Annotated in this window: 21 protein-coding genes; 18 read left to right on the forward strand and 3 right to left on the reverse strand. The window is 43.5% G+C overall.

Features of this window, described 5'->3' with window-relative positions; translation table 11 throughout:
- Positions 1 to 129 precede the first annotated feature (129 nt).
- Entirely contained in the window at positions 130 to 663 is a 534-nt protein-coding gene (locus HMPREF2704_RS00005; RefSeq protein WP_070845288.1) for a nucleoside tri-diphosphate phosphatase, read from the reverse strand.
- A 95-nt stretch (positions 664 to 758) separates the two neighbouring features.
- Positions 759 to 1,541: a recombination regulator RecX gene (recX, locus tag HMPREF2704_RS00010; protein WP_021152716.1), complete on the reverse strand. Its 783-nt coding sequence runs from the start codon at positions 1,539 to 1,541 to the stop codon at positions 759 to 761.
- 37 nt (positions 1,542 to 1,578) lie between these two features.
- On the opposite strand from recX, the gene rlmD reads away from it, so the two are divergent.
- The 9 genes from rlmD (at position 1,579) to HMPREF2704_RS00055 (ending at position 9,949) form a co-directional block, all read left to right on the forward strand.
- Positions 1,579 to 2,931: a 23S rRNA (uracil(1939)-C(5))-methyltransferase RlmD gene (gene rlmD, locus HMPREF2704_RS00015; RefSeq protein WP_003011951.1), complete on the forward strand. Its 1,353-nt coding sequence runs from the start codon at positions 1,579 to 1,581 to the stop codon at positions 2,929 to 2,931.
- 10 nt (positions 2,932 to 2,941) lie between these two features.
- Positions 2,942 to 3,385 carry a cytidine deaminase family protein gene (locus HMPREF2704_RS00020; RefSeq protein WP_070845290.1) on the forward strand — a complete coding sequence of 148 codons (444 nt, stop codon included), beginning with the start codon at positions 2,942 to 2,944 and terminating at the stop codon, positions 3,383 to 3,385.
- 13 nt (positions 3,386 to 3,398) lie between these two features.
- Positions 3,399 to 3,632: a DUF1858 domain-containing protein gene (locus tag HMPREF2704_RS00025; RefSeq protein WP_003005810.1), complete on the forward strand. Its 234-nt coding sequence runs from the start codon at positions 3,399 to 3,401 to the stop codon at positions 3,630 to 3,632.
- Complete coding sequence (locus tag HMPREF2704_RS00030; protein WP_024054662.1) at positions 3,632 to 4,978, forward strand: DUF438 domain-containing protein; 1,347 nt, start codon at positions 3,632 to 3,634, stop codon at positions 4,976 to 4,978. Before HMPREF2704_RS00025 ends, HMPREF2704_RS00030 begins: the two co-directional genes overlap by 1 nt.
- A 2-nt stretch (positions 4,979 to 4,980) precedes the next feature.
- On the forward strand, positions 4,981 to 5,235 hold the full coding sequence (locus HMPREF2704_RS00035; protein WP_013903179.1) for a DUF1912 family protein: 255 nt from the start codon (positions 4,981 to 4,983) through the stop codon (positions 5,233 to 5,235).
- Positions 5,236 to 5,415: 180 nt separating this feature from the next.
- Positions 5,416 to 5,763 (forward strand): helix-hairpin-helix domain-containing protein, encoded by a 348-nt coding sequence (locus HMPREF2704_RS00040; protein WP_003011968.1) that lies wholly within the window; start codon positions 5,416 to 5,418, stop codon positions 5,761 to 5,763.
- 372 nt (positions 5,764 to 6,135) lie between these two features.
- Complete coding sequence (locus tag HMPREF2704_RS00045; RefSeq protein WP_003014318.1) at positions 6,136 to 6,714, forward strand: flavin reductase family protein; 579 nt, start codon at positions 6,136 to 6,138, stop codon at positions 6,712 to 6,714.
- Positions 6,701 to 7,270, forward strand: a complete 570-nt coding sequence (locus tag HMPREF2704_RS00050) for a GNAT family N-acetyltransferase (protein ID WP_049474397.1) — start codon at positions 6,701 to 6,703, stop codon at positions 7,268 to 7,270. The genes HMPREF2704_RS00045 and HMPREF2704_RS00050 overlap by 14 nt, the downstream gene beginning before the upstream one ends.
- 27 nt (positions 7,271 to 7,297) lie before the next feature.
- Complete coding sequence (locus tag HMPREF2704_RS00055; protein ID WP_070845292.1) at positions 7,298 to 9,949, forward strand: valine--tRNA ligase; 2,652 nt, start codon at positions 7,298 to 7,300, stop codon at positions 9,947 to 9,949.
- A 71-nt stretch (positions 9,950 to 10,020) separates the two neighbouring features.
- Here the strand turns inward: HMPREF2704_RS00055 and HMPREF2704_RS00060 are convergent, their stop codons facing one another.
- Positions 10,021 to 10,635: a TVP38/TMEM64 family protein gene (locus HMPREF2704_RS00060; RefSeq protein WP_024054803.1), complete on the reverse strand. Its 615-nt coding sequence runs from the start codon at positions 10,633 to 10,635 to the stop codon at positions 10,021 to 10,023.
- 182 nt (positions 10,636 to 10,817) lie between these two features.
- Between HMPREF2704_RS00060 and HMPREF2704_RS00065 the strand changes: the two genes are divergently transcribed.
- From HMPREF2704_RS00065 to HMPREF2704_RS00105, 9 genes are all read left to right on the forward strand, one after another.
- Positions 10,818 to 11,345 carry a YqeG family HAD IIIA-type phosphatase gene (locus HMPREF2704_RS00065; protein ID WP_118095844.1) on the forward strand — a complete coding sequence of 176 codons (528 nt, stop codon included), beginning with the start codon at positions 10,818 to 10,820 and terminating at the stop codon, positions 11,343 to 11,345.
- Between the two features lie 2 nt (positions 11,346 to 11,347).
- Entirely contained in the window at positions 11,348 to 12,454 is a 1,107-nt protein-coding gene (gene yqeH / locus HMPREF2704_RS00070) for a ribosome biogenesis GTPase YqeH (protein ID WP_049472983.1), read from the forward strand.
- A 223-nt stretch (positions 12,455 to 12,677) separates the two neighbouring features.
- Entirely contained in the window at positions 12,678 to 12,989 is a 312-nt protein-coding gene (gene yhbY, locus HMPREF2704_RS00075) for a ribosome assembly RNA-binding protein YhbY (RefSeq protein ID WP_003005853.1), read from the forward strand.
- A 21-nt stretch (positions 12,990 to 13,010) separates the two neighbouring features.
- Positions 13,011 to 13,643 (forward strand): nicotinate-nucleotide adenylyltransferase, encoded by a 633-nt coding sequence (locus tag HMPREF2704_RS00080; protein ID WP_003012335.1) that lies wholly within the window; start codon positions 13,011 to 13,013, stop codon positions 13,641 to 13,643.
- Positions 13,640 to 14,236 (forward strand): bis(5'-nucleosyl)-tetraphosphatase (symmetrical) YqeK, encoded by a 597-nt coding sequence (gene yqeK / locus HMPREF2704_RS00085; RefSeq protein WP_003012035.1) that lies wholly within the window; start codon positions 13,640 to 13,642, stop codon positions 14,234 to 14,236. Before HMPREF2704_RS00080 ends, yqeK begins: the two co-directional genes overlap by 4 nt.
- Positions 14,237 to 14,737, forward strand: a complete 501-nt coding sequence (locus tag HMPREF2704_RS00090; RefSeq protein WP_070845294.1) for a cysteine hydrolase family protein — start codon at positions 14,237 to 14,239, stop codon at positions 14,735 to 14,737.
- 14 nt (positions 14,738 to 14,751) lie between these two features.
- Entirely contained in the window at positions 14,752 to 15,105 is a 354-nt protein-coding gene (gene rsfS / locus HMPREF2704_RS00095) for a ribosome silencing factor (protein ID WP_049522610.1), read from the forward strand.
- A gap of 322 nt (positions 15,106 to 15,427) precedes the next feature.
- A complete protein-coding gene (locus HMPREF2704_RS00100; RefSeq protein ID WP_282184847.1) occupies positions 15,428 to 16,168 on the forward strand; it encodes a class I SAM-dependent DNA methyltransferase in 741 nt (246 codons plus the stop codon).
- 6 nt (positions 16,169 to 16,174) lie between these two features.
- Complete coding sequence (locus HMPREF2704_RS00105; protein ID WP_045759150.1) at positions 16,175 to 17,278, forward strand: nucleotidyltransferase; 1,104 nt, start codon at positions 16,175 to 16,177, stop codon at positions 17,276 to 17,278.
- Positions 17,279 to 17,408: the final 130 nt, after the last annotated feature.

Here is a 17,408-nt window from a genome sequence, read left to right on the forward strand (position 1 = left end):
AGGTGTCGCAGGTTCGAATCCTGTCTTCCCGATAGTGTATCGAAAAAGTCTAATGGTTGACATTAGACTTTTTTTGTAGTTATTTTTTTATTAATTTTCAAGAAAAAAGAGCTTTCGCTCTTTTCAACTTTATTTATTTCGCAGTTCAACATAACGGTTATACCAAATTTTGATATATTCCTCAGAAAAAGGACCTTTGTTTTGGTTTATCCAATCTACTAGAACCTTAACATTTTCTTTTAAAATAAAGTCGATGTCATCTGAATAGTGCATTTTTTTTTTATGCTGCTCGTATTCTTCAACATCTAACAATTTTTTTTCACCATTGGTAAAGACCTTGACATCGAGATCATAGTCGATATATTTTAAGGCTTCTTGGTCAATGTGAAAAGGACTTGCTAGGTTACAGTAGTAAGACACACCATTGTCACGGATCATGGCGATGATGTTAAACCAATATTTTTTATGGAAATAAACGATCGCTGGTTCACGCGTGATCCAACGTCTACCATCACTTTCAGTCACAAGTGTATGATCATTTACTCCAATAATTGCATTTTCGGTTATCTTTAATACCATGGTGTCACGCCATGTTCGGTGTAAACTGCCATCATGTTTATAACTTTGAATTGTAATAAAGTCGCCTTCTTTAGGTAGTTTCATAACTTACCAACTTTCTACAATCTAAGTATATCCTCTATATTGTATCATATTTTTTCAAATTTTTTCTTATTTTACTATTTAATTTTCAATTTGGTTTATGAATCTAAGTATTCTCTAATGGCTGACGTTATATCACTATAATCGTAGCCTTTTCTGGCTAGTGCCTGAGTCAAGCGTTGTTTGAGGTCATAGCCTTCATATTTTTTACTGTATTTACGGTATTGTTTTTCTAACTCTTTTAGAATGAGCTCATTGGTTGTTTCTTCATCTGTTTCGAGCTCGAGATTTTGGAATGCTATCTTCGCTTGGTTGTATGTAAAGCCTTTTGAAATGAGTCCTTGGATGATTTTAGTTTCAATAGCTTTTAACGGATATTTCCCTTGGTATTTTTTTACGAGTTTTATTGCGGTACGGTCGATCACTTCTGAAAAATCATAGTCTGCAAGAATTTCTTGAAGGATAGATTTTGAGATCCCTTTTTGTTGAATTTTTTGTTGTAATAAGGCAGGGCCCTTATCGCCACTGAGAAGGTTAGCCTCTATCAGGTTTCTTGCATATTGACGATCATCTAACCACTTGTCTTCTTTTAGGTGTTGGACCACTTTATCAATAATGTCACTTTCAATCTCATATTTTGTCAGGTAGTCTCGGACTTCTTTTGTTGTCCGAGCTTTAAAAGAAAGATGGTAAAGGGCCAGGTTTTTACCATAGGAGTATTGAGCAAACTCTTGGATTTCTTTTAATTCCTCCTCACTGATTTCCTTATCTTTGGAAAGGAAATATTTGACGATGGTGTCTTCTGTAATATAAAGTTTTTGATCATTGTCTAATTCCAGGAGGTAGAGTCTTTTTTTCTTTTCTAGTTTTGTAATTTTCATGTTTTTATTATACCGAAAAATGTGTTAAGATAGGGATATGAACGTTAAAGTAAAACAAAAAATTCCTTTGAAAATTAAACGAATGGGAATTAACGGTGAAGGGATTGGCTTTTATAAAAAAACACTTGTCTTTGTGCCAGGTGCTTTAAAGGGAGAAGATATCTTCTGCCAAATTACAAGTGTCAAGAAAAATTTTGCGGAAGCCAAACTCTTATCTGTGAATAAGGCGTCTAAGTTTCGTGTGACGCCCATGTGTGATATCTATGAGACCTGTGGGGGCTGTCAAATCATGCATTTGAAGTATGACAAGCAGCTGGAGTTTAAGACAGATTTGTTGCAACAGGCCTTGAAGAAGTTCTCACCTGAAGGATTTGAACAGTATGATATTCGGCCGACAATTGGAATGCAGGAGCCTCTTTACTATCGGGCAAAATTGCAATTTCAAACAAGGAAATTCAAGGGCCAGGTGAAGGCGGGACTCTATGCTCAAAATTCACATTATTTGGTGGAATTAAAAGATTGTTTGGTTCAAGATCCGGTTATTCAAGCTATCGCCAACGATCTAGCGGATTTATTGACCTATTATCAGATTCCGATTGCTGATGAGCGTAAAGAACTGGGTGTCAGAACCATGATGGTTAGACGGGCTCGGAAGTCTGGTCAGGTTCAGATCATTGTGGTCACCAGTCGTCAGATTAACGTAAACAATTTGGTGCAAGACTTGGTCACGAAACACCCTGAAATTGTCACGGTTGCTGTTAACAAAAATACGTCTCGTTCCAGTGAGATTTATGGGGAACAAACGCAGATTATTTGGGGAGAAGAGGCCATTTTGGAAGGTGTTTTGGATTATGAATTCTCCCTTTCTCCTCGAGCCTTTTACCAGTTGAATCCGGAACAAACTGAAGTATTGTATAGTGAGGCTGTCAAGGCTCTAGATGTTTCTCCAGAGGATCACCTGATTGATGCCTATTGTGGGGTCGGAACGATTGGGTTTGCTTTTGCTAATAGAGTGAAAAGTGTTCGGGGGATGGATATTATTCCTGAAGCGATTGAGGATGCCAAATACAATGCTAAACGGATGGGATTTGAGAATACCCACTATGAGGCTGGTACAGCAGAAGAGATTATTCCTCGCTGGTACCAAGAAGGCTATCGGGCTAATGCTGTGATCGTGGATCCACCTCGTACGGGCTTGGGGACAAAATTAATCGAGACCTTGTTGCACTATGCACCTGAAAAGATGGTCTATGTCTCTTGTAATGTTTCTACTTTGGCACGGGATCTAGTGGCTTTGACAAAGGTTTATCAGGTTGAATACATTCAATCAGTGGATATGTTTCCCCATACTGCAAGGACAGAAGCAGTTGTGAAATTAGTGAAGAAGTGAAAGAAGAAGAATGGATATTTGGGAAAAACTTTATCTTGAGGCGAAAGCTCTCTATGCGCCTCAAGAGATTTCAGATTTTGTCTATGCTCGACATGTGGTTGCTGCTGTTGAGGCTGCAGATGGTCAGATTTTTACGAGCTTTTGTATGGAAGGAACCTGTGGCGTCTTTCATTTATGTGCCGAACGAGCAGCTCTCTTCAACATGTATCAACAATCAGGACAGACCAAGGTCAAGCGCATTATTGCTTTTCGAGACAAGCCTCCTTATGGAGAAGGCTCAGGGATGCCTTGTGGGGCCTGTCGTGAATTTCTCCTTGAGCTAGATGCAGAGAATCGTCATCTAGAATTTATGGTGGATTATGAGAGCCGCAAGACCATTACTTTAGGAGAACTGATGCCTCTTTGGTGGGGCGAAGAGCGGGCTCGTCAAAGAGAAAATAAAGGGAATGAGTAAAGGAAATAAATAAATGGACAATGTTATTGATGTATCGATTCCAGTTGCTCAAGTTATTGATCAACATCCGGAAGTATTGGATTTGTTAGTGGAGTTGGGCTTTAAACCCTTAGCCAATCCGATCATGCGCAATACAGTTGGGCGCAAGGTTTCTTTGAAACAAGGATCAAAATTAGAAGGTACTCCTATGGAGAAGATTGTGCGAACACTAGAGGCTAATGGCTATGAAGTAGTGGGGCTAGACTAATGAGTGATGAACGAATTCACGTCTTAAGAGATATCTTATTAGAGCTTCATCATGGAGCTTCTCCTGAGTCGGTTCAGGAGCGCTTTGATGCGACCTTTGCAGGGGTTTCTGCGATTGAGATCTCTCTTATGGAGCATGAACTGATGAATTCAGATGCAGGTGTGACTTTTGAAGATGTGATGGAACTTTGTGATGTCCATGCCAATCTCTTTAAGAATGCGGTTCAAGGAGTCGAAGTAGCAGATACTGACCACCCAGGTCATCCGGTTCAAATCTTTAAACAGGAGAACTTAGCTCTTCGTGCAGCTATGATGCGGGTCCGCCGCTTGCTAGACAATTATGAGACAACCGAGGATCCTGAGATGATTCAGGAGATTCATAAGGGCTTGTTACGTCAGCTGGGCTTGGTGGGTCAATTTGACCGGCATTACCGTCGTAAGGAAGAGTTGATGTTTCCGATTATGGAAAAATATGGGCATGATTCCCCACCAAAAGTGATGTGGGGAGTGGATGACCAGATTCGGGAACTCTTTGCGAAAGTTTCAGATGCGGCAAAGAAATTACCGGATTCTAGTATTTCTGAAGTCAAGGAACGCTTTGAAGCCTTTGCGCAAGAGTTTGAGGGCATGATCTTCAAGGAAGAGTCGATTCTCTTGATGATTTTGCTGGAGTCCTTTACCCAGGATGACTGGCTCTCCATTGCAGAAGAAAGTGATGTTTATGGTTATGCCATTATTCTCCCAAGTGAAAAGTGGGTGCCAAAACGTGTTGACTTCAAGGAGGAAGCGTCGAAAGAGTCAGAGGGGCCAACTGAACCACTTCCTTCTTCAAAAGGCGATGATCACCATCAGGTCATTGAGACTCCTGAGGGGCAGTTGACCATTACCTTCACGCCTAAGAAAAAAGAAGAGAGCTTCGACCGCAAGCAACCACAAGCTTTTGGCCATGGATTTTTATCGGTGGAGCAAGCGAATTTGATCTTGAATCATCTGCCGATGGAGATCACCTTTGTCAATAAGGATGATATTTTTCAATATTACAACGATGCTGCGCCTTTTGAGGAAATGATTTTTAAGAGGACGCCATCGCAGGTAGGACGCAATGTTGAGCTGTGTCACCCACCGAAATATTTGGAGAAGGTCAAAGCCATCATGCAGGGGCTTCGTGAAGGGAAAAAAGACAAGTATGAAATGTGGTTCAAATCAGAATCGCGTGGGAAATTTGTCCATGTCACCTATGCAGCAGTGCGTGATGAGGATGGAGACTTTCAAGGGGTCTTGGAATATGTTCAGGACATTCAACCTTATCGGGAGATCGATACGGATTTTTATAGAGGAATGGAGTAAAGATGAGTTACGAAACAGAGTTTATGAAGGAGTTTGAGGAGTGGATCAAGACTCAAGTCATGATCAATGAAATGGCTCTTGAAGAAAGTAAGAAGGTTTTTGATGAAGATCAGGATGAACGAGCTAAAATCGCTATGATTCGCTATGAAAGCCGTTTGGACGCTTATCAGTTCTTGCAAGGGAAGTTTGAAAATTTCCATGCTGGAAAAGGATTTCATGATTTACCTGATGGGCTCTTTGGTGAAAGAAAATATTAAAAATACCTTATTGAAGGCGTTTAACTAGCTAGATTTACCTGAAAATTGAGCAATGACTTGATTTTTTAGGGGATTGTGATACAATAAAAAAGTTGAAATGACATCAACGGATTTTTGAATGGAATTATGGTGATGAAACCTTGTTGCCTTAGGAATTGATCACTGAATTTAGGAGGAAAAATGGCAAAGAAGAACGTAAACCGTGCGAAACAATACAAACATCAAAATAGACATCTTTTGAAAAAAGCTGTCGCAACTGTAACTGCAGCTGTGAAAGAAGCACCTAAAAAGGTTGAGAAAGCTACAAAAGCAGTGGCGAAAGAAGTGAAACAAGCAGCTTCTTCAGTGGAAGAATTTGCTGCAAGTTTGGAAGGTGTGGCACTTGATCGTGCGCAAACATTCTATGATGAAGGTATTCGCTCTGTTGCGGACTTTGCAAATTGGACAGAAAAAGAGTTGTTGGCCCTTAAAGGAATCGGCCCAGCTACAATCAAGAAATTGAAAGAACTAGGCGTTAAATTTAAATAATCGCTTTTGTGATTTCTTGCTATTTCCAAGAAAACTTGCTAAAATGAACCTATTAGAGGTGTTTTGAATCCCACATTTTACAGAAAGTGGCGGTGCTGAGAAGTCCACAAATGTGTCAAAACTGGTTGCTAATGGATGAAATTAAAAAATGAAATATAAATCTTTTTGTTTCCTTTTAGGACTAGGCGGCGAGTTGCAGGCTGTACTGAAGTACGCCAAGACGAGCTAACGACGTCATAAAAGTGAAACAAGAAGATTAAAGATGCGGGCTTTGCCCGAATTTGGGTGGTACCGCGGATCAACACATTCGTCCCTGTCAGATTAATGACAGGGACTATTTTTCTTTTACACCCCTAGCCAAAGGAGGTTGTCATGAAACAATCTTTTAACACCAGTAAACTCTACTATGGTTTTCCGATCTTCATCTTGGGGTATCAGGACCAGAACTTTGAGCACAATATCACAACCTGCAGTTCCTCTTATAGTCTGGGAGATTGGCTCGTCATAGGGGTTGGTGCTGAGGAAAATGCGGCAGACCAGATTAAGCATTATCAACAGTTCACTGTGAACATCCCTGATGAAAACTTTATGCTGGAGATGGAGCAGGCTGGCTTTATCAGCCATCGGGAGAAGTTGGATCACTTAGGGCTGGACTATGAGATTTCTGAACGGACCCAGGCTCCGATTTTGGAGGCCTGTCCAGTCGTATTGGATTGCCAGGTAGATCGGATTATCGAGGAAGATGGCATTTGCCATATCTTTGCAAAGATTCTTGAGCGACTGGCTGATCCAGAGCTCTTAGATGATAAGGGGCATTTTAAAAATGACCGTTTTGCACCGACTTACTTTATGGGGGACGGCCATCAGCGCGTTTATCGTTATCTGGACGACCGAGTCGACCCCATGGGAAGCTTTATGAAGAAAGCGAGGAAGAAGAATGACAAGAGCTGAGCTGCCAGAACGAATCGAAACGGAGCGTCTGGTCTTACGAGTCCGAACAGTGGCGGATGCTGAGGACATCCATGCCTACGCCAGTCTTCCAGAAGTCTCTTACCCAGCAGGCTTTCCACCCGTCAAGACCTTGGAAGACGAGATCTATTATCTAGAGCATATCCTTCCCGATCGCAATCAAAAAGAAAATCTTCCAGCTGGTTACGGCATTGTGGTCAAAGGAACCGATAGAATCATTGGCTCTGTTGACTTCAACCATCGCCACGAAGACGATGTGCTGGAGATTGGCTATACCTTGCACCCAGACTATTGGGGCCGGGGTTATGTACCCGAAGCAGCGCGTACCTTGATTGACCTGGCTTTTAAAGAACTAGGGCTTCATAAGGTAGAATTGTCTTGCTTTAGCTACAATGTCCAAAGTCAACGAGTTGCTGAGAAGCTTGGTTTCACCCTTGAAGCACGCATAAGAGACCGTAAAGATGCCCAAGGCAATCGCTGTGATGATTTGAGATACGGCTTGCTGAAGAGTGAGTGGGAAACTCAAAATAAACATTAAAAAGAAATAACTAGAAAGGACGCACACATGTCTAAAGAACTTTCACCTAAATACAATCCAGCCGAGGTTGAGGCTGGTCGTTACCAAAAATGGCTTGACGAAGATGTTTTCAAGCCTTCTGGCGATAAAAAGGCTAAGCCTTATTCAATCGTTATTCCACCACCAAACGTAACTGGTAAACTTCACCTTGGTCACGCTTGGGATACAACTTTGCAAGATATCATCATCCGTCAAAAACGGATGCAAGGTTTCGATACGCTTTGGCTTCCAGGTATGGACCACGCAGGTATTGCTACTCAAGCTAAAGTAGAAGCGCGTTTGGCTGAGGACGGCATCTCTCGTTATGACCTTGGTCGTGAAAAATTCCTTGATAAAGTTTGGGAATGGAAAGACGAGTATGCCACTACTATCAAGCAACAATGGGGCAAGATGGGGCTTTCTGTAGACTACTCTCGTGAGCGTTTTACCCTTGATGAAGGGTTGTCAAAAGCCGTTCGTAAGGTCTTTGTAGAGCTTTACAAGAAGGGCTGGATCTACCGTGGTGAATTTATCATCAACTGGGATCCAAAAGCCCGTACAGCCCTTTCTGATATCGAGGTTATTCACAAGGATGTCGAAGGTGCCTTCTACCACATGAACTACATGTTGGAAGACGGTTCACGTGCCCTTGAAGTAGCAACAACTCGTCCTGAGACTATGTTTGGGGATACTGCCGTAGCGGTTAACCCAAATGATGACCGTTATAAAGACTTGATTGGTAAAAATGTTATCTTGCCAATCTTGAACAAGCCAATCCCAATCGTTGGTGACGAACACGCAGACCCTGAATTCGGTACCGGTGTGGTGAAGATCACACCTGCCCACGACCCTAATGACTTCTTGGTTGGTCAACGTCATAATCTTCCGCAAGTCAACGTTATGAACGATGATGGTACCATGAATGAATTGGCTGGCGAATTCAACGGTATGGACCGCTTTGAAGCACGTAAGGCTGTTGTTAAGAAATTGGAAGAAATCGGTGCCCTTGTTAAAATCGAAAAACGCGTCCACAGTGTTGGTCACTCAGAGCGTACAGGTGTTGTGGTTGAGCCACGCTTGTCTACGCAATGGTTCGTCAAGATGGATCAATTAGCTAAAAATGCTATTGCCAACCAAGATACAGACGACAAGGTTGAATTTTACCCACCTCGTTTCAACGATACCTTCCTCCAATGGATGGAAAATGTCCATGACTGGGTGATCTCTCGCCAGCTCTGGTGGGGTCACCAAATCCCTGCTTGGTACAATGCTGAGGGTGAAATGTATGTCGGCGAGGAAGCTCCAGAAGGTGACGGATGGACTCAGGACGAAGACGTCTTGGATACGTGGTTCAGTTCGGCCCTTTGGCCATTCTCAACTATGGGCTGGCCTGATGTCGAGTCAGAAGACTTCAAACGTTACTTCCCAACTTCAACCTTGGTAACAGGTTACGACATCATCTTCTTCTGGGTGTCTCGTATGATTTTCCAATCATTGGAATTCACTGGCCGTCAGCCATTCCAAAACGTCCTGATTCACGGTCTCATTCGTGACGAGCAAGGACGCAAGATGTCTAAGTCACTCGGTAACGGGATTGACCCAATGGATGTTATCGAGAAATACGGTGCCGATGCCCTTCGTTGGTTCCTTTCAAACGGTTCTGCACCAGGGCAAGACGTGCGTTTCTCTTACGAGAAAATGGATGCGTCATGGAACTTCATTAACAAGATTTGGAACATCTCACGTTACATCCTCATGAACAATGAAGGTTTGACCTTGGAGGTGGCGCGTGAAAATGTGGCTAAAGTCGCTGCTGGTCAATCAGGTAACGTGACAGACCGTTGGATTCTCCACAACCTCAACGAAACTATTGGAAAAGTCACTGAAAACTTTGATAAGTTTGAATTCGGTGTGGCTGGTCACATCCTCTACAACTTCATCTGGGATGAGTTTGCGGACTGGTATGTTGAGTTGACTAAGGAAGTGCTATACAGCGATAACGAAGACGAAAAAGTTATCACACGCTCTGTTCTTCTTTACACTTTGGACCAAATCTTGCGTCTCCTTCACCCAATTATGCCATTCGTAACTGAAGAAATCTACGGCCAAATCTCTGAAGGAACAATCGTGACGGCGGAATACCCAGTGGTTCGTCCAGAGTTTGAAAACGAGGAAGCAGCAGCTGGTGTAGAAGCTCTTAAAGATGTGATTCGCTCCGTTCGTAACTCACGTGCAGAAGTGAACGTAGCGCCAAGTAAGCCAATCACTATCTTGATCAAGACAAGCGACAGCAAGCTCGATGCCTTCTTCAATGATAATGTCAACTACATCAAACGCTTCACAAACCCAGAACACCTGGAAATTGCAGCAGATGTCGAAGTACCTGACTTGGTTATGTCAAGCATCATCACAGGTGCAGAAATCTACTTGCCACTGGCTGACCTTCTCAATGTTGAAGAAGAATTGGCCCGTCTTGAAAAAGAATTAGCCAAATGGCAAAAAGAACTGGATATGGTTGGTAAGAAACTCTCTAACGAACGCTTCGTAGCCAATGCCAAACCAGAAGTCGTCCAAAAAGAACGCGACAAACAAGCCGACTACCAAGCGAAGTACGATGCGACCGTCGCACGTATTGATGAGATGAAGAAACTTGTGAAATAAACACAGAACCACGGCGGTATGCCGTGTTTTTTTGTATGATTCTGTAAGAGAAAAAGTTTAAGTAACTATTTTTAGGCCATTTTCCAGAAATAATCGATGATATAGGTTAGGCCGTAGGTGTAGATAACCAGGGTGATGGGTTTGCAGAGGATGATGATGGTCATGTAGCGTTTGAAGGTCATATTGGTCAGACCTGCAAGCATACAGATGAAGTCGGCAGGACTAATTGGCCAAATCATCATGAAAATAAAGAAGCGATCGAACCGCTTGCCTTCATTGAGCCAGCCAATGTACTTGTCGTAGGTTTTCTGACTGACCATGGATTGGACGAACTTAGGACCGTACATTCTCGCAAGGTGGAAAATAATGGCACAGCCAATCACGATGCCGATGTAATTGTAGATAGTCCCGATAATATGACCGTAGATGAAAACACCTGCTACAGATGTCAGGGCGCCTGGAATAATAGGGACCACTGTCTGAAGGATCTGAAGAAAGATAAAGAGAGGTGGACCAAAGATGCCTGCTTGGAGAATAAAAGCTGACAAGGTTTCTTTGGATTGAAGGATGCCAGAAAAGTAGGCCCAGATGCAGAATGCAAGGGTTGCGAAGGCCCCAATGATGGATGACCAATTGATGATTTTTTGGAGAAGAGGAGAGACCTCTTTTAAGCTTGTTTGTTTCATAAAAAATTCCGAGTTCTTTTTCTTCTACTATACCATGTTTTTGGAACTTTGTAAGGATTTTGTCTATTTTTTGAGTAGTGAAAGCGACCTGATTGGAGTCTGTCGCTGTTTTAGTCGTGAAGCGGGTGCAAAATGGGCCTTTTTATGCTACAATGAAAGGAGTATAAAAAATGGAGAAAAACGTGTCAATCGAAAATTACAAACCAGATTTTGCGGTGGAAGCAGCCTATGATCTCACCGTTACAGACTTGAAAAAACAGGGTATCAAGGCGGTCCTTGTGGATTTGGATAATACCTTGATTGCTTGGAATAATCCGGATGGGACTCCTGAAATGCGCCAGTGGTTGCATGACCTTCGTGATGGAGGGATTCGGGTTATCGTGGTGTCTAATAATAGTCCCAAACGGGTCAAGCGCGCTGTTGAGAAATTTGATATTGACTATGAAGCCTGGTCGCTCAAGCCCTTTACTTTTGGGATTGATCGGGCCCTCAAACGTTTCCACTATGAGAAAAATGAAGTGGTCATGGTCGGGGATCAACTGATGACGGATATCCGGGCTGCCCATCGTGCAGGCATTCGTTCGATTTTGGTCAAGCCTTTGGTTGAGCATGACTCCATCAAGACGCAGATCAACCGGGCGCGTGAACGCCGTGTCATGAAGCAAATGGCCGAAAAATATGGTCCAATTGTATATAAAAAAGGAATTTAAGAATGGAAGAATTATTCTGTATTGGCTGTGGAGCCCCCATTCAGACAGAAAACAAAGAGGGGCTAGGCTATACTCCCCAATCAGCTCTTGAAAAGGGTTTGGAAACAGGCGAAGTTTATTGCCAACGCTGTTTCCGTCTGCGTCACTACAATGAAATAACAGATGTGCATCTGACGGATGATGATTTCCTAAAACTCCTTCACGAGGTAGGAGATAGTGATGCTCTCGTGGTCAATGTAGTGGATATTTTTGATTTTAATGGATCTGTTATCCCAGGCTTACCACGCTTTGTAGCAGGAAATGATGTTCTCTTGGTCGGAAACAAAAAAGACATCTTGCCCAAGTCTGTCAAGGATAGCAAGGTGACCCATTGGTTGATGGAGCGGGCCCACGAAGAAGGCATGCGTCCTGTCGATGTGGTCCTCACCTCTGCTCAAAACAAGAGTGCGATCAAGGACTTAATGGAAAAGATTGAGCAGTACCGCAAGGGCCGTGATGTCTATGTGGTGGGTGTGACCAACGTTGGGAAATCGACCCTCATCAATGCAATCATCCAAGAAATCACTGGAGACAAGGATATCATCACGACCTCTCGCTTCCCAGGGACGACACTGGACAAGATCGAAATCCCACTGGACGATGGATCCTACATCTATGATACACCAGGGATTATCCATCGCCACCAGATGGCTCATTACTTGACAGCAAAAAATCTTAAGTATGTCAGCCCTAAAAAGGAAATCAAGCCTAAGACTTATCAGCTCAATCCAGAGCAAACCCTCTTTTTGGGTGGTCTAGGACGCTTTGACTTTATCAAGGGAGAAAAGCAAGGTTTCACCGCCTTCTTTGATAACGAACTCAAGCTTCACCGAACCAAGCTAGAAGGAGCGACTGCCTTTTATGACAAGCATGTCGGTGGCTTACTAACTCCACCCAATAGCAAGGAAAAAGAAGAATTCCCACCCTTGGTTTCTCATGAGTTTACCATCAAGGACAAGACAGACCTGGTCATCTCAGGACTGGGCTGGATCCGCGTCAATGGAGAAGCCAAAGTAGCCGTCTGGGCACCAGAAGGCGTCGCCGTCGTTACCCGCAAAGCTATCATTTAAAAAAATAGGAAAAAATATATCTGAAGAGCGAACAAAGTGAGCTCATAAAGAGATCGTTATTGCCGTGGTGTAGTTGCCAATCGATCGATTGGCAAGGGCAAAATGGAGACCAAGGCTCCATTTTGAGGTGAGGAAATCCCTTTTTCAAAGATGAGATTTTTGAAAAATTAGTTCCGGCCGTCCCCACCACTTAAAATAACGATCAAAAAAAGGAAGTAAAAATATGACATTAACATCTAAACAACGGGCTTTCCTCAATAGCCAAGCCCACAGCCTCAAACCCATTATCCAAATTGGGAAAAATGGGCTCAATGACCAAATCAAAACCAGTGTGCGCCAAGCGCTGGATGCGCGAGAATTGATCAAGGTGACTCTTCTTCAAAATACGGATGAGAATATCCATGAAGTCGCAGAAATCTTGGAAGAAGAAATCGGTGTGGAAACTGTCCAAAAGATTGGTCGGATTCTCATCTTGTTCAAACAATCGAGCAAAAAAGAAAATCGTAAAATTTCAGCGAAGGTAAAAGAAATTTAAGACATCGAGGAGAGCAAACCTATGGCAATTGAACTATTGACTCCCTTTACCAAGGTAGAGTTAGAGCCAGAGATCAAAGACAAGAAACGCAAACAAGTTGGTATTTTGGGTGGAAATTTCAATCCGGTCCACAATGCCCATTTGGTCGTTGCGGATCAAGTGCGCCAACAATTAGGGTTAGATAAGGTGCTCTTGATGCCTGAGTATGAGCCGCCGCATGTCGATGCCAAGGGGACGATTGCAGAGCACCATCGCCTTAAGATGCTGGAATTAGCCATTGAAGGCATTGAAGGTCTGGAGATCGAGACGATTGAACTCGAGCGGAAAGGGATTTCCTATACCTACGACACCATGCTCTTGCTCAATGAACGGGATCCAGACACAGATTATTACTTCATCATTGGTGCAGATATGGTAGATTATTTACCAAAATGGCACCGCATCGATGAATTGGTGGAGATTGTGCAATTTGTCGGGGTCCAGCGGCCACGCTATAAGGCAGGGACTTCTTATCCGGTGATCTGGGTGGATGTTCCTCTAATGGACATCTCCTCTAGTATGGTGCGTGATTTTGTGGCCAAAGGCCGGACGCCGAATTTTATGTTGCCAAAACCAGTCTTGGACTATATCAAGAAAGAAGGATTGTATCAATGACCTATGAAAACTATCTAGGCTTTTCTCGTGAGGTCTTGCTTGAAAAAATGCGCCAAATCCTGCCAGAAAAGCGACTAACTCACTGTTTAGGGGTTGAGAAGGCTGCGCGTGACTTGGCCAAACGCTATGGGGCTGACGAAGAGCAGGCTGGCCTAGCGGGTTTGTTACATGACTATGCCAAGAAATTATCAGATCAGGAATTTCTAGACTTGATTGATCGCTATGAGCTGGATCCAGCATTAAAAAACTGGGGCAACAATGTCTGGCATGGGATGGTCGGGATTTACAAGATTCAAGAAGACCTCGGATTGACAGATCCAGCCATTCTTCGCAGTATTGAGATTCACACCGTGGGGAGTGGACAGATGTCGATCTTAGATAAGATTGTCTATGTGGCTGATTACATTGAGCACAACCGGGCCTTTCCGGGGGTAGATCAGGCGCGTGACATCGCCCAAGTTTCTTTGGATCGTGCCGTGGCCTATGAGACGGCTCGCACAGTCGAACACCTGGCTCACCAAGGATTGCCCATTTATCCCCAAACACTTGAAACCTATAACGCCTTTGTGAAGTATTTGAAAGAGGAGCAGTGAGTGAAGACAGCTTTTATCATTATTGATGTACAAAATATCTTAGTGGAAACAGGTTTTGAGACAGGAAAGCTCTTAGAGAAGATCGCTTATTTGCAAGATCAGGCTAGAAAACAGCAGGTTGAAATCATCTATATACAGCATATTGAAACGCCAGAGGCTTTAACTTCGGAAGATTGGCAATTATCGCCCCTGTTGAAGAGGAAGGCAGATGAGAAGGTGTTTCAGAAGCGATACAATAGCATATTTAAAGAGACAGGATTAAAAGAATACTTGGATCAACAAGGGGTTGAACAACTGGTCCTGTGTGGTATGCAGACAGAATATTGTGTCGATACATCCGTCAAAGTGGGATTTGAATACGGCTATAAGCTGATCATTCCAGAAGGAGCTGTCACAACCTTTGATGGAGAGGATATCCCGGCAGAAACGCTCAATGAATTTTATGAGAAGATTTGGGCAGAACGCTTTGCGGATGTCTTAGATTACAAATCAATTTTTTAAGGAAAGAGGATTACATGAAAGAAAAAGAACTACTTGAATTAGTTGTCAAAGCAGCAGATGAAAAGCGAGCGGAAGACATTGTGGCTTTGGATGTTCAAAGCTTGACCAGTGTGACAGATTACTTTGTCATCGCAAGCTCTATGAATAGCCGCCAGTTGGAGGCTATCGCTGAAAATATTCGCGAGAAGGTCATTGAAGCTGGTGGGAATGCCAGCCACGTCGAAGGTGATTCAGCTGGAGGTTGGGTCCTTCTTGACTTAGGTGATGTGGTAGTCCATGTCTTCTCAGAAGAAATGCGTGCCCACTATAACCTAGAAAAGCTATGGCACGAAGCAAGTGCTGTCGATCTTTCAGCAGCCCTAGCATAAGCAGGTAAACTCAGTTGGTAGCAACTGAGTTTTGTTGGTTAAATTGAAATTCTATGGAAAGAAAGGATGGGGCCTCGTGTTTGGTTAATTTGATAATTGAACACGAGCTAAAAGCTGTGAGAAAAAGAGGAACTTCCTTTGTATCTGACGATACGGCAGAAAGTTTCCTATTTTCTCTATGCTTTTAAGGCTCTTTGTATCTTAGAAAGGATTTGAACCCGTCCTGTAATCCTCGGAAAATAGATAGCTCTCCTTGGAGCTTAGCTCCATCGTCGTGCTCCTAATTTTCTATCGGATTACGGGCGGACTTGGTATCATGAATATGGCGACTTATGAAACCTTTGCGGCGGTCTATGATGCGGTCATGGATGACAGTCTGTATGATTTGTGGACGGATTTTTCTCTCCGGCATCTCCCTAAAAGCAAGGATCGGAAAAAATTACTGGAATTGGCTTGTGGGACAGGGATTCAGTCTGTTCGCTTTTCTCAAGCTGGATTTGATGTGACGGGGTTAGACCTGAGTGCTGACATGCTGAAAATTGCTGAAAAAAGAGCTGCTTCAGCCAAGCAGAAGATTGATTTTATCGAGGGCAATATGCTGGACCTGTCGCAAGCAGGCACTTATGATTTCGTGACCTGCTACTCGGATTCTATCTGCTATATGCAGGACGAGGTAGAAGTAGGGGATGTCTTTGAAGAAGTGTATAATGCCCTCAATGAGGACGGAGTCTTTATCTTTGATGTCCATTCGACCTATCAGACAGATGAGGTCTTCCCAGGCTATTCTTACCACGAAAACGCAGAAGACTTTGCCATGCTCTGGGATACTTACGAGGACGCGGCCCCTCACTCGATCGTCCATGAGCTGACCTTCTTTGTCCAAGAAGAGGATGGCAGCTTTAGTCGCCACGATGAAGTTCATGAGGAACGCACCTATGAAGTTTTAACCTATGACATTTTATTGGAGCAGGCTGGCTTTAAATCTTTCAAATTGTATGCAGACTTTGAAGACAAAGCGCCAACAAAGACCAGCAAACGATGGTTTTTTGTAGCACAGAAGTAGGACAGCATGACAGTTATAGGTATTATTGCAGAATTTAATCCCTTTCACAATGGTCACAAGTACCTGTTGAAACAGGCAGACGGGCTGAAGATTGTGGCCATGTCCGGAAATTTTGTTCAACGTGGCGAGCCTGCCATTGTAGACAAGTGGATTCGCGCGCAGATGGCTTTGGAAAATGGAGCGGATCTGGTGGTCGAGCTCCCCTTTCTTGTGGCTGTTCAGTCGGCTGATCATTTTGCCAAGGGAGCGGTAGAAATCTTGTCCCGTCTAGGAATTGACCAATTGATTTTTGGGACAGAAGAAGTCTTGGATTACCAAGCGATTGCGACTATTTATTCGGAGAAAGGAGCGGAAATGGAAGGTTTCTTGCGAAGTCTTCCAGACGATTTATCTTATCCACAAAAGACCCAAAAAATGTGGGAAACCTTTGCTGGAGTGGAGTTCACAGGAGATACTCCCAATCATATTCTAGGGCTGGCTTATGCCAAGGCTTGTGCTGGGAAGGGGATTGCGCTTAAGCCCGTCCAGCGCCAGGGTGCGGGCTACCATTCAGAAGAAAAAGAAGTGGCCTATGCTTCTGCGACTAGTCTACGCCTACACAAGGAAGATCAGGACTTTGTTGCTAGATTCATGCCCAATAGCCAACTCTTTCAGTCGGCTCCACAGGTATCTTGGGAGAATTATGACCAACTGCTCCGTTATCAAATCCTAACCCGTCCGGATTTGACACAGATTTTTCAGGTCAATGAGGAACTGGCCAATCGGATAAAGGATGCGGTTCGAAGTGCTAGTTCTGTGGAAGACCTGGTGGAGAAAGTCGCAACCAAGCGCTATACCAAGGCGCGTGTGCGCCGCATCTTGACCTACATCTTGGTAGGGGCGATGGATCAATCTCTTCCCGATGCCATTCATGTCTTAGGATTTTCCGCAAAGGGACAAGCTCACCTCAAATCACTAAAAGGTCAAGTGGACTTGGTGACCCGAATCGGTAAGGAACCTTGGGACAGTTTGACCCAGCAAGCCGATCAGGTGTATCAACTAGGCCATCCCCAATTGCCAGAGCAGATCTGGGGTCGGGTGCCAGTGAGGGTGGAAGAATCAACAGTCTGACGTAAATTTTCTCTGTCCACATTCACGTAAGGCAAGAAAGTGATGATGCGCGGAAACAGTGTTTATCTACTGTCTAAAAATTCCTTTAGACAGTAGATTTTTTTTACCAAATTTAGAAATTTTTTACGAA

It is taken from the genome of Streptococcus sp. HMSC076C09, from assembly GCF_001837905.1.
GTDB classification, from domain to species: Bacteria; Bacillota; Bacilli; order Lactobacillales; family Streptococcaceae; genus Streptococcus; species Streptococcus parasanguinis_I.

Excerpts from the sequence above, each read along its gene's own strand:
- HMPREF2704_RS00005 (WP_070845288.1), bottom strand. The coding sequence starts at position 663 with ATGAAACTACCTAAAGAAGGCGACTTTATTACAATTCAAAGTTATAAA.
- recX (WP_021152716.1), bottom strand. The coding sequence starts at position 1,541 with ATGAAAATTACAAAACTAGAAAAGAAAAAAAGACTCTACCTCCTGGAA.
- rlmD (WP_003011951.1), top strand. The coding sequence starts at position 1,579 with ATGAACGTTAAAGTAAAACAAAAAATTCCTTTGAAAATTAAACGAATG.
- HMPREF2704_RS00020 (WP_070845290.1), top strand. The coding sequence starts at position 2,942 with ATGGATATTTGGGAAAAACTTTATCTTGAGGCGAAAGCTCTCTATGCG.
- HMPREF2704_RS00025 (WP_003005810.1), top strand. The coding sequence starts at position 3,399 with ATGGACAATGTTATTGATGTATCGATTCCAGTTGCTCAAGTTATTGAT.
- HMPREF2704_RS00030 (WP_024054662.1), top strand. The coding sequence starts at position 3,632 with ATGAGTGATGAACGAATTCACGTCTTAAGAGATATCTTATTAGAGCTT.
- HMPREF2704_RS00035 (WP_013903179.1), top strand. The coding sequence starts at position 4,981 with ATGAGTTACGAAACAGAGTTTATGAAGGAGTTTGAGGAGTGGATCAAG.
- HMPREF2704_RS00040 (WP_003011968.1), top strand. The coding sequence starts at position 5,416 with ATGGCAAAGAAGAACGTAAACCGTGCGAAACAATACAAACATCAAAAT.
- HMPREF2704_RS00045 (WP_003014318.1), top strand. The coding sequence starts at position 6,136 with ATGAAACAATCTTTTAACACCAGTAAACTCTACTATGGTTTTCCGATC.
- HMPREF2704_RS00050 (WP_049474397.1), top strand. The coding sequence starts at position 6,701 with ATGACAAGAGCTGAGCTGCCAGAACGAATCGAAACGGAGCGTCTGGTC.
- HMPREF2704_RS00055 (WP_070845292.1), top strand. The coding sequence starts at position 7,298 with ATGTCTAAAGAACTTTCACCTAAATACAATCCAGCCGAGGTTGAGGCT.
- HMPREF2704_RS00060 (WP_024054803.1), bottom strand. The coding sequence starts at position 10,635 with ATGAAACAAACAAGCTTAAAAGAGGTCTCTCCTCTTCTCCAAAAAATC.
- yqeH (WP_049472983.1), top strand. The coding sequence starts at position 11,348 with ATGGAAGAATTATTCTGTATTGGCTGTGGAGCCCCCATTCAGACAGAA.
- yhbY (WP_003005853.1), top strand. The coding sequence starts at position 12,678 with ATGACATTAACATCTAAACAACGGGCTTTCCTCAATAGCCAAGCCCAC.
- HMPREF2704_RS00080 (WP_003012335.1), top strand. The coding sequence starts at position 13,011 with ATGGCAATTGAACTATTGACTCCCTTTACCAAGGTAGAGTTAGAGCCA.
- yqeK (WP_003012035.1), top strand. The coding sequence starts at position 13,640 with ATGACCTATGAAAACTATCTAGGCTTTTCTCGTGAGGTCTTGCTTGAA.
- rsfS (WP_049522610.1), top strand. The coding sequence starts at position 14,752 with ATGAAAGAAAAAGAACTACTTGAATTAGTTGTCAAAGCAGCAGATGAA.
- HMPREF2704_RS00100 (WP_282184847.1), top strand. The coding sequence starts at position 15,428 with ATGGCGACTTATGAAACCTTTGCGGCGGTCTATGATGCGGTCATGGAT.
- HMPREF2704_RS00105 (WP_045759150.1), top strand. The coding sequence starts at position 16,175 with ATGACAGTTATAGGTATTATTGCAGAATTTAATCCCTTTCACAATGGT.